Genomic DNA, 13,242 nt, shown 5'->3' with positions numbered 1-13,242 from the left:
GGCTAAGTCGTAACAAGGTAGCCGTACCGGAAGGTGCGGCTGGAACACCTCCTTTCTGGAGTTCTGAAAATGGGCTTTAGTATAGTTAGTGTAGTATGTACGTATGCGATGAGTTAGGTTCGTCTCTGACGGATGTACTCACTTCTGCTGTCATATCAATCTTCTCACCCATAGGGCGGTAGTAGCTTAGCTATTACCGCCCTTCTTTTGATAATATATTATCTATCCTTCCCATTCCCAATGAGCCAAGACTCTACTCCTTATGCCTCCTCTACCTCTTCTCGCCGCGATACTGAGATTACCTCTGTAGTTGATTTTATTAAAGCGATTGAAGAAGACGTTAAAGATGATCCCTTCGCTATAGATGAAGCTACTGAAGTCTTCTACAGAGGACATGCTGATGAATCTTGGGATTTGAAGCCTTCAATCGTTAGGTCAGATAAGGGGATAAAGAACGAGCATTTGTTGTTTCGTGATATGGTGGCACATGTGCCACAGGACTTTTCTGAATGCAAGTCTGCATTAGATTACCTTGTCCAGATGCAGCATTATGGCCTGCCTACCCGCCTTCTAGATGTGACAACCAATCCTCTGGTTGCCCTTTACTTTGCCTGTCAGCCAGCTGGTGATACTACTGTCTCTGGTATAGTAAATGCTACGTTTGATGCTGCTTATGGTATTGCGCTTGATGCTGAAGCCTATGCAGAAAATTATCCAGATGGCTCTTCTATTAGTAGTAATAGTGACCGTTTAGAGGAGATTCTTTCTTCTGTAGGGGTTTTGGCAGGAGTTCTAACTGCAGCTAGCACTAAGCATGAAGAGAATCCTATTGGAGATAGAATGGTTAGCTGTATAGTTGCTCCTCTTATTAAAGAGTTCCCGGATTTTGCAGCGGAGATACGGGCAGGAGTGGATGCAGGGAAAAAGGCTGCGATAGAGGCTGGCCCCAAAGATGGAGCTGTTTATTTATTTTCTGTCCCCGAGGATAGAGTGAAGCATTATGATAGTGACACGGTCTCTATATTATCTAACCTCGCAAAGTGTGGCGATATAGAGATTAATATACATCAGGATGAAAAGTTAGCGACCAAGCTAGAACAAGAAGAGGATGTACACATGGAGCATGAGGATCCAAGTTTGCTGGCATTCAATAATAAGGGTGGTATCCAAATTTTGCTTCATCAGATTCGAGAGGAGAAGCCTTACTTTCAGCCGTTAATTAATCCTTTTGATTTGTGTTGTACTTTCCTTGTGAAGGCAAAGTATGGTAATCCTCGCATTGTTAATCAAGCGGGAGCGTTCTTTCTGTTTGGGCTTAAGCTTACTGCTGGTGTCTTTGCGGTGTGCTTAGAAAAAGGGAAAGGAGAAGAGGTCCCTAGGGTCCCAGCTCAGTGGGTTAAGAGAAAGCTCATTGTTCCGAAGGGGTGTAAGGCAGATATACTCAAGGAGTTGGAGCTTTTGGGGATTACAGATTCATATATCTACTCAGGCATGGAGCAGTATGCGAAGGAGCTGAAGAAGAAGTACAAGCTTTAATGAGAGACAAACACCTCGTAGTGCTCTTTGCGCTAGGCTAAAGTCGCACCTTTCAGCTTAGCTCATCATAGCGCGATGCGGTGACCAGCAATGGCTGGTCACCGCATCGCTTTTTTAGGGGGAAGGGTCGGAGGGCGGAGAGCCTTTGCCTGCGGGTATTGGAAGGGGCTGTTTAGCTTGAGCGGAGAGGGAGCTTGGGGAGGGGCAAAAGAAACCTACTGTAGGTCGTCCTTGCGACCCACGGTAGGTCGGTGAGGCGACCCACAGTAGGTTTTATTGGCGACCTACGGTAGGTCGTTTTTGAGGGCTCTTAATTACCCTTCTTTAGCCCTGCTGTGAAGAGGACTTTTTCCCCATGCTTTCGGCATCTTTGGATTGCCCGTTCTTTGGAGCTCTTCTTCGCTTGAGTTTGACTGTGTAGCGTACAGCGGAGTGCGGAGGCTAGAGGTGCATGATCTTCTTCCGAGGTCTTCGTGTAGCACTATAAAAACTCTTTAATTTTATATGATTAAAGAGAATTGTTACTTTTGTGCATAGCATAAGGACTAGTTATGAGCACGCAGATAGAGACACCTCCGACCTTGACCGCTGAGGAACAACAGTATATTCTCAGCCATCCTACAGATACTCAACTGAAGGCTCTCCTAAGTGAGTGCAATGATCGCTATGCCTATTGGACGGATGTCAAGTACAAGTATAAGGGGCTGGAAGCGCCCTTGACTCCCCGTCTCCTATGGGGCTATCTCAAGGGGCAGCGTAGGGCGGCGGGTATAACCATCTACCCTCGCTACGGGCTTCATCTCTTCGTGACTCCTCAGATGCAGGGACTGCTTTATGAGCTGGATCAATTGCTTCAGACCGACCGCTTTGTCGCTGAGCTTATTCCCCAGGGGCACAAGCGTCGTTACTTGCTGGGGGCGTTGATGGAGGAGGCTATTCGTTCGAGCCAAATAGAGGGGGCAGCGACGACTCGTCATGTAGCTAAGGAGATGCTGAGAAAGAATATCACACCGCGAGATCGCTCTCAGCGGATGATCCTCAATAACTACCGCACGATGGCACTCTTGCAGGAGCAACGTAATGCTGAGATGACCGAGGAACTCCTCCTACAGATACATCGGTCGATGGTACGGGGGACGCTGGCGGAGGCTGCTGACGAAGGGCGCTTCCGGACGACAGCGGACGAGGTCTATGTGGAGCATCAGTTGACTCGTGAGGTGGTGCATCTACCGCCTAGTGCTACGGAGCTCCCCGATTTCATGCGCTTCTTCCTTGCACTCTGTAATGACCATGCCTTGCCGATCTTCATCCACCCGATCTTGCGGGGGATCATCATCCACTTCCTCATCGGCTATATGCACCCCTTTATAGACGGCAATGGGCGTACGGCACGTGCACTCTTCTATTGGTATATGTTGCGCTCGGGCTATTCGCTCCTAGAGTACCTTTCCATCTCTCAGGTGATCTATAAAGGGAAAAGCCAGTATGAGGAGGCTTATCTCAAGGTCGAGGCGGACGATCTCGATCTGGGGTACTTTGTTCAGTACCATCTGAAGGTACTTCGTCTTGCTATTGAGAGCTTCAAGAGCTATGCCCAGCAGAAGCTCAGAGAGAAGGAGCGTCTCACCCCGCTCCTGCGTATCGGGGGGCTCAATGAGCGTCAGATTCAGATCCTTCAGCTCTATAGAGAGAGCGAATCACTTGAGCTTACAGGTGGAGAAGTCGTACAACGCTTTGGGGTCACCTTAGCCACGGCTAAGTCTGATCTGAAAGGGCTTGTTGAGCGAGGCTTCTTGGATGAGATAGCTCGCAGTAAGATCAAGCGTGGCTACCTCAAGAGTCCCCGCTTCGATGAGCTCTTGGAGGAGGGCTTGGCGGGGTGAGGGACTAGGGTTCGGTGAGCTAAGTCTTCGTACCTTTGTGCCCGTAAATACATTGACAGATATGACCAAAGACCAATCCTTGCGCCATGAAGGCGAACATCTACTCGACGAAATCAAAAACCTTGGGAAGGAACTCCTTGACGAAAGCAATGAGCCCCGCTTGCTCCCTGCGATCTATACCCGCCGATCCATCCGTAAGTTCGTCGATACTCCGCTGACGGGCGAGGAAGTGCAGATCCTGCTGGAAGCGGGACTTCGTGCCCCTTCGTCCAAGAATAAGCATACGACGCAGTTCATCCTCATCGAGCAGCGTGAGATGCTTGATCGCCTCAGCCACATGCGTGAGAGTGGGGCGCTCTTCCTCCAGCAGGTGCCTCTGGGGATCGTCATCCTTGGCTCCCCGATGGAGTGCGAGCGATGGATCGCTGATGCTTCGCTGGCGGCAGGCTACATCCAGCTGCAAGCCGAAGCCTTGGGGCTGGGCTCCTGTTGGGCAGATGCCTACGGCTGCTACACGGGGAATGGACAAGAGTCTTCGGAGTATGTGCGCAATCTCCTTGGGATCCCTTACCAGCTGGAGGTCTTCTGCATCCTAGCTATCGGACATAAGGCAAGCGACGCTGCTCCACGTCCTACAGAATCGCTGAAGTGGGAGAAGATCCATATCGAGCGTTACCCCGAACTCGAGGAGACTGAGGCCCCTAATAAGTAATGATGTCCGAACAAGAGACTCCTGAGCGCCTTGTCCTGCTTGGTGCGGGGAATGTGGCGACGCATCTGGGGCGAGCACTTGTGGCCTCAGCTTCGTCTGCCGTGCGCCTCTCTCAGATCTATAGCCCTGGGGGAAGTTCGGCTCGGGTACTGGCTGAGGAGCTGGGCGAAGGGATTAGTGCGGTTGGATCTCTGGATGAACTTGATCTTGATGCAGACTGGTACATCTTTGCTGTGCCCGATGATGCCTTGATCTCCTTGGCTGCGGCCCTTGCTGGGCGAACAAGAGGTCTCTGGGTGCATACCTCGGGTTCGACTTCCTTGGCAGAGTTCGCTGGTGGGTATCGACCTGCAGGTGTTCTTTATCCCCTGCAGACCTTCTCGAAGGCGAAGAAACTGGACTTTACCGAGGTGCCACTATATGTGGAGGCCACCGACCCAGAGACGGAAGGGCGGATCCTTCAGCTAGGTGGTTTGCTTAGTCGCTCGGTGGCTCGTGCGACGAGCGAGCAACGTCTTGTGCTCCATCTCGGAGCGGTCTTTGCTTGCAACTTCTCCAATCACTTAATTGCTGTCGCCGAGGAGCTCTTGACCCAACATGGCCTTCCCGAGAAAGCCCTCCTACCGCTGATCGATGAGATGACAGCGAAGCTTCATGAGCTCCCTGCACGGGAGGCGCAGACGGGACCTGCACGGCGAGGCGACGAACTGACACTGCACCGTCATGAGCGCTTCTTGGCTTCAGAGCCCGAACTCGCTCAGCTCTATACCCTCCTATCCCAGCAGATCCGAGTTCGCTCCGAGAGGTAGTGCCTTTTGCTCTTGATACACCTTGCGTATCGGTGGGGATGGGATGGAAGCCTCCTAATCTTAAGGTGAATAGGACGAACCTCATCTATCCCTCCAGCTGCGTCTAGCTGGGAGGTCCAAGGGATAAAAGTGTGATACGACCTGCCCTGCTCCGCTGGGAAGTCCCAGAGGACACGCTTGTACCGCCTTTGGGGCTCTTTGTAGCGCGGAGGGTGATCTCTCCGAAGAATCATTCTCTTTGAGGATGGGGGCTTATCTCGGCTCCTTACCAAGAAAAGGGGCGCATTAAAATTAATTTTTTTACTTTTGTACCCGCTACCGTGAACAATACTCCCTATGGGTCGTGTTATCACAGTACAAAGACAATGACATATTGCCTTGGGCGTCGGGAGACGGCCGCCAGGTCTCTTAGGAATCATACCTTCTGGGTTACGGGAAGATTGCGTTTGGTGTTCGTAGTGTGGTAGGGTGTGATCACCGAGGACCTACATTAGGCGTGTGGTTAGATTGCTTCGGCATCGAGCCACACGCTTTCTGATTTTATATGCTCCCCCGTCTTTATTCCTGCTAGCCCCTTCCGAAGAGGGGGAATACAACAAGGGTCGCATGCCTGCCGTGAGCAGACGTGCGACCCTTGTTGTAGTTGGTGCTTAGCGTATCGGAGGTTTAGCGTCGGGCGAGGTCGTCGTGCGTCAGCTGGAGGAGGGCACGACCGAGGCTCTGGCGCAGTGGCGAAGGGGTAGGCACATCCTCGAGGACACGGCCACTGACGTTGTCCACGACGGTGCTCCCTGTGGGATCGATGAAGCCGAAGCCATCGTTGAAGGTGTAGTAGGCAAAGGGCTTCGTATAGTTTGGAGCTAGGATGTTCCTGCTGAAGGGGAAGTCCTGATAGGAGAGACCAAGCTGTGCGAGGAGGGTAGCCACGAGGTCGGATTGGTTCATGAGCTCGGGGATGACACGAGGACTGCGCACAGCTCCACCTAGCCAGAGGAGTGGGATGTGATGCACGGCGGTACTATTGCGGTCGTCGCTGTCTCGGTCAGAGAAGCCGTGATCCGCTAGGCAGATGATGAGAAGGTTCTTCCACTGAGGGGTCTTCTTCAGACGCTCGATGAACTTTCCCAGACTTTCATCCAGATAGGCAAAGGCATTGGGTATGGGCTCAGCAAGGCGCTTGTAGGGCACATCGAAGGGCTCATGACTGCTCAAGGTCAAGAAACCCTTATGCCAAGGTTTGTCCGTCGGCTGGCGTAGTATCTCCTCATAGAGATAGTCGAAGGTCACTCCGTCGGGTACACCCCAGTTGGTGCGAGGTAGGCGCTTGTCGAGGTCCTTCTCATCGGTGACTCGCTGGTAGCCCGAGCCAAGGAGATACCCCTTCATATTGGTGAAGTTGGCATCGCCCCCGTAGAGGAAATCTGTCGAATAGCCTTGCTTCCTCAGCTGGGCACTCAGGGCGGAGAGGCTACGGCTCTTAGCGGGGAGCTTCATCACGGAGTGCGTGGGGAAGCTGGGATAACCGCTAAGTGTTGAGAGGACACCTCGGTCGGTGCGGTAGCTATTCGCATAGCAGGAGGAGAAGAGGATCCCTTCCTTAGCGAGCCGATCGAAGTGTGGGCTGACCTCAGCCATTCCGCCTAGCGAGCCGATGTAGCGAGCGCCGAAGCTCTCCATGATGATGACGAGGATATTCGGTCGGCGAGTAGTGAGTAGGGTATCCAGACTCGCTGCTTCGGCAGGGAAGAGGTCGGCGGTGAGGCGGGCAAGTTCCGCATCTGTGTAGAAGTTGTATTCCGCCCCGAAGTCTTCGGTCTTCCCCAGCGAAGAGAAGAGGCTAAAGACGGGGTTGACCGCTGCGTGATTGAGGTACTGACGATCGCTGAAGTACACCTGCCCGACATTGGCGGTAGCTTGGCTCACTCCGCCTCGGATGAGGAGGAAGGTCGGGGCAAGGAGCACGAGTGTCCCGAGGGCAGGGATCCAGCCCTTCTTGACCGAAGGCCAAGACTTCTCCAGCCTCCACCCGAGGGCGAAGAAGATAAGAGCTGACCACAGAGCGATGAGGAGGAGGTTAGCGAGGATGAAGCCAAGACTGACGCTGGCGAAGGCTTCCCCTGGGCTGTCGAGGTAGAGGAAGACCGACGCATCGAGCTTGAAGCCCCAGAAGGGATAGAGCCGCAGGTCGACGACGGTCACGATCCCGAGGAATAGCGCTACGAGGATGTGATAGGGGCGAAGGATTCGCCTTGCGGGGAAGAGCTTCGGGAGGAAGCTCAGCGCAAGGAGGATGAGCGGTACTACGAGGAGATACCCTAGGACGGATAGGTCGAGACTCAGCCCATGGTATAGGACGGCGAGCGCATCCCCCAGCCCCGTTTCCCCATCACCAGGAGTGAGGAGAAGGAAGAGTAGCTTCTGCAGGAGGAAGCTCACGAGGAGCACAAGGATCAGCCGAAGAAGATAGAGGATGCGAGGCTTCATCTAGGGTGGGGTAGTGAAGGAGGGAATAGATATGAGGCAGACGGCACAGCCTTCTTTGGGGAAGGTGTGTGCCGTCTGTGCGTTGGGATAAGGGGCGTAGCTCTAGGGCTTAGCTACGTACGGCGATGACCTCGATCTCTACGAGGCCATTCTTGGGAAGGGTCTTGACGGCGAAGGCCGAGCGAGCAGGGAAGGAGCCTGTGAACTGCTTCTCATAGACGGCATTCATGGCTGCGAAGTCGCCCATGTCTGCGAGGAAGCAGGTGGTCTTGACGACCTGATCGATGGTGAAGCCCGCTTCGGCGAGGATGGCCTTGATGTTGCGGAAGACCTGTTCGGTCTGAGCGGTGACACCTTCGGGGAATTCGCCCGTAGCGGGGTCGATGCCGAGCTGACCAGAGGCGAAGAGCATGTCCCCAGAGAGGATAGCCTGACTGTAGGGGCCGATAGCTGCAGGAGCGTGGGTGGTGGCGATGACTTTCTTCATACGAGTGAGGAGTTGTTTATGTGATGAGTATTAGAGGATGAAATGATGCTGTCTGGGGTCACTTGGAGTTGAAGCGGTTCATCGTCGAGCTGATTCCCTCGAGGCAGAAGGCGATGGCAGCATCGCAGAAGGTCTCGATACGTTGGGGTAGTTCGGCAGACTCTTCGCTAGAGAAGGCTCCGAGGACATAGTTGATCTGAGCACCTTGGGGGTAATCGTTGCCGATACCGAAGCGCAGGCGGGCATAGGACTGTGAGCCGAGGAGCTGGGCGATGTTCTTCAGCCCGTTGTGTCCAGCGTCACTGCCCTTGCTCTTGAGTCGGAGGGCACCGAAGGGCAGGGCTAGATCATCGACGATGACCAGCACGCGCTCGATGGGGATCTTCTCCGTGCTCATCCAGTAGCGTACGGCCTCGCCACTGAGGTTCATATAGGTGGAGGGCTTGAGGATGACGAGCTGGGCATTCTTCACGCGTCCCATAGCCACGTCGCCATAGCGCTTCGTCTCGAAGCGCACTCCAAGGCGCTCGGCCAAGGCATCGGCTACACGGAAGCCGATGTTGTGGCGGGTCTGAGCATATTCAGCGCCGATATTCCCAAGGCCTACGATGAGGTATTTCATAGAGTTGTCTTGTCGTGCAATAGCGTTGTGCAGTGCGAAGATACGGAATTTCGAGGTGCTACTTAGAAGGAGTGCTTAGACTGCACTCTGGTGCGGTCTCCAGAAAACCCACTGTGGGTCGTCCTTGCGACCCACGGTGGGTCGGTCGGACGACCTACAGTAGGTTTTTTCGGCGACCTACGGTAGGTCGTTTTTCGGGGTCACGAGCGAGTGCTACGAAGCGGGGCTATTTGCCCCGTAGAGACCCCTCCGATTCTCTCGCCTCGGATCGAAGGCTTGAGACCTCTCATTTCTGGGATAGGAAGCAAGGCAATTGATTGGCCTCCCGCTTGGGTTTCTCGAGAATACTTTGTACACTTGCATAGAAGAGCCTAAGGGATGTCCCCTTAGATCATTACCCAACTTCACCGAACGTATGGATACAGCTATTCGCTTGCGACACTTCATCATTCTCCTCTCTGTCTTCTTCCTCGGTTCGCAGAGGATGGAGGCGCAGGTTCAGACTTCTAGCACGATCATCGGGAGCATGATCCAAGCAGCCAAGACCATGAAGACCGACACCATCGCTAAGACGGTCATCGAGCCCTGCCTCTACCGAGTGTACTACAGCATTGAGTATCATCCCATAGCCAAGACACCCAGCCCCTCGCATGAGTGGATACAGCTCCTGCAGGTCGGAGAGACTGCACAGCGGTACCTAAACTATGGGAGCTGGCAGGCGGACTCGATCCTCGATCATGGGGTGAAGGCAGGCCTGCGCCCCGAGGACTTCATCCCTGCCTACTACTCGGCCGGCAAGAGGTCGCTCTCGGGGAGTCATCTGCTCTTTCGGCAGGCGGAGGGGAAGGTGGAAGGCTTCGATCGTATCGTGATGGATTACTTTACCTACGAGGAGCCTATCCCTCACCAGCAGTGGGAGCTCGTCCCTGGGGATAGTATTATCGCTGGCTATGCTTGCCACCGAGCTCAGACGCACTACCGAGGCCGTGACTATACGGCTTGGTACACGGAGGAGATCCCGCTGAGCTATGGGCCGTACAAGTTCAGAGGTCTACCCGGACTCATCGCCTGTATATATGACCGAGATCGGGACCATGTCTTCACCTTGCAGGGCTTCGAGCGAGCTCCAGCCGAAGAGATGATCTATCGGAAGGAAAGAGAGTATTTCAAGACTACGAGGGAGCGCCTGCTGGAAGCGAAGCGTCGGTATATGGCTAATCCTGGAGGCTATACCTCCTCTAAGATCGTCGTCCAGGGGAAGAAGCCCGTACGTCCCCCCAAGCCCTACAACCCGATCGAGCTGGAGTAGCAACTCCCGCTTGCTCGCTTCGCCCTCATCACTCGCATGAGACAGTCCGTCCGCTTCGCCCGTCCGCTTTGGTGGCTCCTTGCCCTCCTCTTCCTCCTTCCCCTAGGGCGGGAAGCTTGGGGACAGACCGAGGAATGCCGTGTGACCGCCCGTATCGTGAGTGCCGAGACAGGCAAGGCGATCGTCGATGTCTTGTGCTCAGTATGGGACGGCGAAGGACGGCGCACGGGCTTTACTCAGAGCGATACTAAGGGAGAAGCTCACTTCCGTCTCTCGCCCCGAGATGTGCGTATCACCTTCGCTCTGCTAGGCTATACGAAGCAGGAACTACGTATCAGCGAGCAGCTGGGCGACACCTTCACCATCCGCCTACAACCCTCGACGACACCCATACGGGAGGTGCGTATCAAGGCTCACCCGATCCGCATGCGGGGTGATACCCTTCACTACCGTGTCAAGGCCTTTGCAGGCAAGCAGGATCGCTACCTCGAGGATGTGATCAAGAAACTCCCTGGTATTGAGGTCAAGGAGAATGGGCGCATAGAGTATCAGGGCAGGGCGATCAATAAGTTCTATATCGAGGGACAAGATCCTCTGGGAAGCAACTATACACAGGCCTCACGCAATATCCCTGTGGATGCCGTCGAGCAGGTAGACATCATAGAGCACAATCAGCACAAGCGTATCTTACAAGGATTCGCCATGAGTGATCAGGCTGCTCTTAATATCCGCCTAAGCAAAGGCTCTCGCTTCCGACCCTTCGGAGAGGTCATGGCAGGAACGGGTGTGCGCCCACCCCTCTGGGAGGGGAAGACCTTCCTGATGCAGGCAGGACGCACCAACCAGCTCATCACAACCCTCAAAGGGAATAATACTGGGACAGACCTCTCGGGGGACTTTGCCCAGCAGATAGATGCTTCGAGTCCGCTCCCACAGGTGCCCTTGCCCTCTACTGTGCTGGAGACCTCAGCCCCCAAAAGTCCTCCACTAGATATCAACCGCTACCTCGATGATCGGAGCTTTAACTGGGGCTTCAACGACCTACAGAAGCTCACCCAGTACAGCGACCTTCGGCTCAATGTCTCTGGCTATCATGATCGCAGGCTTCTTCGCTCGGAGAGCGAGCGACATTACCTCGGCACGATGCCCTTAGACCTCTATGAGGCCTCCCAGATCACTCAGAGGCCGAACTACTACAATGCCTCCCTTCGCTACGAGCTCAATGCTCCCAAGCGTTACCTCCTCGGCGAACTGACCTTCGGTGGGAGGCGCTCCGATGAGCAGGAGGGGCTGAACTCCAATAGTCGACGCTATGCTCTACAGCTCCGACAAGAGCCTCTTTGGCTACAGGCTTCGCTCCAGACAACCCTCACGCTCGGAGGAGCTCTACTAGACTTCGTTTCCTCCACCCGTGGCTACACCGCTGGGGAGATCCTCCGTGGGGAATGGACAGAGGGTGCTCTCCCTCGCCAGCCTCTCCATGAGATGAGGCGCATCACCCAGCTCCATTCGACGCATCGGGCTTCGATGATCTTTCACTTCGGTCGTACTCTGTCGCTCAGCACGGGACTCAGCGCTACGGCAGACCTTAGAAGCTATGATACACCCCAAGCGAGCCTATCTCGCTCTTCAGGCTATCGAGACCTTGCCCTTGGGCTAGATGCCTCTTTCACGTACCGCCCCGAGGGCTTCTATCTTTCGGCTGGAGTGCCCATGACCTTGGAGCGGGAAGCACTCTACATCGGGGGTATTCATGACGAGGCGACCCGCCTTCGTGTATCACCCTTCATCAGCCTAAGGAAGGGTATCGGGCAGCGAGGAGAACTGTGGCTACGTGGGGGCTATGCACAGCGTCCAGATCTTGATACCTACTACAGCCCTAGCCAGCAGCGTAGGGGCTATCGACTCTATTACCAGAGTCTTGAGAAGCTCTATACACAGGAGAGTCTCTCGGGCTCGCTACGGCTCTCCTACCGTGATCCTTTGGAGCTCTTCTTTGCTTACCTACATCTGAACTATCTTCTGACGACCCGTGGCTACTACCGTGATTATACATACAGCTCCGACCGAACAGTGAGTGTCCCTATCGATAGTATGCACCACAGACAGACCTTCTCCATAGCGGGGGCGGTCGACAGGACTATCTCGGTGCTCGGACTCAGTCTGCACGCTGAGCTGAAGTACAGCCATGCTAGTTACCTCAGCTCACAGGCACGGCGTACCTATCCGATCCAGAGTAACATCCTTCAGCCGAGTCTCACGATGATGTGTAATAAGTTCGTTCCGCTGGAGCTGGCCTACACCTTTGAGCTAAGTAGTGCATGGATACATCACCCTCTAACCAAGCTTGCCCCTGTCCTCTCCCTAAGAGAGAGCCTGGAGGCTGCCCTTCCCCTAGGTGATAATTGGCTCCTCGGCCTGCAGGTCGTCCACTCAATGAATGAGACCAGCCCACAGCGCTACAAGCATACTTTCTTCGGTGACCTTGATGCCCGATGGACCGTAAGTAAGCGTCTCAAGCTCTCGGCACGGATAGCAAATCTCTGGGGGCAGACTGCCTACCAAGTGACGCATCTCTCCGCTACGGAGGTCTCGAGCTTCGCCGTCCCGCTTCGTCCTCGAGAGCTGATCGTCACAGCCTCCTTCCGTATCTAGATCCCGTCCTTCCCTCGGGTGAGCTTCACGCCATCCCCTAGGCTCGGGGAGATACAAAAAGACGAACGCTGCAGCCCCAAGTGGAGGGGATGCAGCGTTCGTCTTATCTAAGAGTAGATGGGTTTACTCTTGTGTGGGCTGAGCTTCTTAGAGCTTGAAGGTCACACCGAGGTTGAGGTAAGCGATGCTGTAGCCAAGCTCACCGAAGGCACCGATGTTCTCCGTGAAGAAGTAGCGAGCACCGAGGTAACCGCCGAGAGCCACCCCACTAGCTGCAGAAGCAAGGCTATTATACTCAGCTCCTGACCAGGAAGAAGACACGATGTTGTAGCCGAGCATCAGACCTGCATAGGTGTCGAGCTTAGGGGCAAACTGATAGTGGAACGCACCACGAGCGCCGAGGATAGCGTACGAAGCGTTGAACTTAGAGTTGTAGAAGGTGGCACTGCTAGCGGTGTAGCCGACATAACCCCCGATGGAGATCGACCCGTTGTTGCCATTGATCATGTTGTCTACGACACCGTAGTCAAGGCTGACAGAGAGAGGGGGGATGGAGAGATTGCTGAGGTAAGAGCCGATACCGACACCTGCATTGATAGCAGAGGTACCCTTGGAGAAGATTTCCTGAGCGTTAGCTAGGTTGGCGCTGCCTACGAGAGCGAGGACAGCTAGAAATACTTTCTTGAGCATTGATGAAAAGTAATTTGAAAATATGAGGTGAGATACAAGAGCTAAAGGCACCAAA

At 54.3% G+C, this 13,242-nt stretch carries 10 protein-coding genes and 1 rRNA gene; 7 read left to right on the top strand and 4 right to left on the bottom strand.

Going from position 1 to position 13,242, the window contains the following annotated elements; translation table 11 throughout:
- From Q0336_RS02400 to Q0336_RS02380, 5 genes are all read left to right on the top strand, one after another.
- Positions 1-55: ribosomal RNA gene (locus tag Q0336_RS02400) — 16S ribosomal RNA — on the top strand; the annotation flags it as partial.
- A 185-nt stretch (positions 56-240) separates the two neighbouring features.
- Positions 241-1,536: an FRG domain-containing protein gene (locus Q0336_RS02395; protein ID WP_298525214.1), complete on the top strand. Its 1,296-nt coding sequence runs from the start codon at positions 241-243 to the stop codon at positions 1,534-1,536.
- 551 nt (positions 1,537-2,087) lie between these two features.
- Positions 2,088-3,419, top strand: coding sequence for a Fic family protein (locus Q0336_RS02390; protein WP_298525212.1), 1,332 nt, complete (start codon positions 2,088-2,090; stop codon positions 3,417-3,419).
- Between the two features lie 61 nt (positions 3,420-3,480).
- Complete coding sequence (locus Q0336_RS02385) at positions 3,481-4,131, top strand: nitroreductase family protein (RefSeq protein WP_298525209.1); 651 nt, start codon at positions 3,481-3,483, stop codon at positions 4,129-4,131.
- Positions 4,131-4,940 (top strand): Rossmann-like and DUF2520 domain-containing protein, encoded by an 810-nt coding sequence (locus tag Q0336_RS02380; RefSeq protein ID WP_298525206.1) that lies wholly within the window; start codon positions 4,131-4,133, stop codon positions 4,938-4,940. The genes Q0336_RS02385 and Q0336_RS02380 overlap by 1 nt, the downstream gene beginning before the upstream one ends.
- A gap of 666 nt (positions 4,941-5,606) precedes the next feature.
- Here the strand turns inward: Q0336_RS02380 and Q0336_RS02375 are convergent.
- The 3 genes from Q0336_RS02375 to pth all read right to left on the bottom strand — a co-directional run bounded on the left by Q0336_RS02375 (position 5,607) and on the right by pth (position 8,533).
- The gene (locus Q0336_RS02375; RefSeq protein ID WP_298525203.1) at positions 5,607-7,424 is read right to left on the bottom strand and encodes an LTA synthase family protein; all 1,818 of its coding nucleotides are present in this window, start codon (positions 7,422-7,424) and stop codon (positions 5,607-5,609) included.
- 109 nt (positions 7,425-7,533) lie between these two features.
- Positions 7,534-7,911: a RidA family protein gene (locus Q0336_RS02370; RefSeq protein ID WP_298525200.1), complete on the bottom strand. Its 378-nt coding sequence runs from the start codon at positions 7,909-7,911 to the stop codon at positions 7,534-7,536.
- 58 nt (positions 7,912-7,969) lie between these two features.
- The gene (gene pth / locus Q0336_RS02365; protein WP_298525196.1) at positions 7,970-8,533 is read right to left on the bottom strand and encodes an aminoacyl-tRNA hydrolase; all 564 of its coding nucleotides are present in this window, start codon (positions 8,531-8,533) and stop codon (positions 7,970-7,972) included.
- Positions 8,534-8,948: 415 nt separating this feature from the next.
- Between pth and Q0336_RS02360 the strand changes: the two genes are divergently transcribed.
- Positions 8,949-9,842 (top strand): GLPGLI family protein, encoded by an 894-nt coding sequence (locus Q0336_RS02360; RefSeq protein ID WP_298525194.1) that lies wholly within the window; start codon positions 8,949-8,951, stop codon positions 9,840-9,842.
- A 36-nt stretch (positions 9,843-9,878) separates the two neighbouring features.
- The gene (locus Q0336_RS02355) at positions 9,879-12,497 is read left to right on the top strand and encodes a hypothetical protein (RefSeq protein ID WP_298525191.1); all 2,619 of its coding nucleotides are present in this window, start codon (positions 9,879-9,881) and stop codon (positions 12,495-12,497) included.
- 147 nt (positions 12,498-12,644) lie between these two features.
- Here the strand turns inward: Q0336_RS02355 and Q0336_RS02350 are convergent, their stop codons facing one another.
- Positions 12,645-13,187 carry a hypothetical protein gene (locus Q0336_RS02350; protein ID WP_298525188.1) on the bottom strand — a complete coding sequence of 181 codons (543 nt, stop codon included), beginning with the start codon at positions 13,185-13,187 and terminating at the stop codon, positions 12,645-12,647.
- Between the last annotated feature and the right edge of the window lie 55 nt (positions 13,188-13,242).

The organism is uncultured Porphyromonas sp., assembly GCF_938039215.1.
Classification (GTDB): domain Bacteria; phylum Bacteroidota; class Bacteroidia; order Bacteroidales; family Porphyromonadaceae; genus Porphyromonas.
The sequence above is the reverse complement of the archived record's forward strand: the minus strand, read 5'-3'. Positions and strand labels throughout refer to the sequence as shown.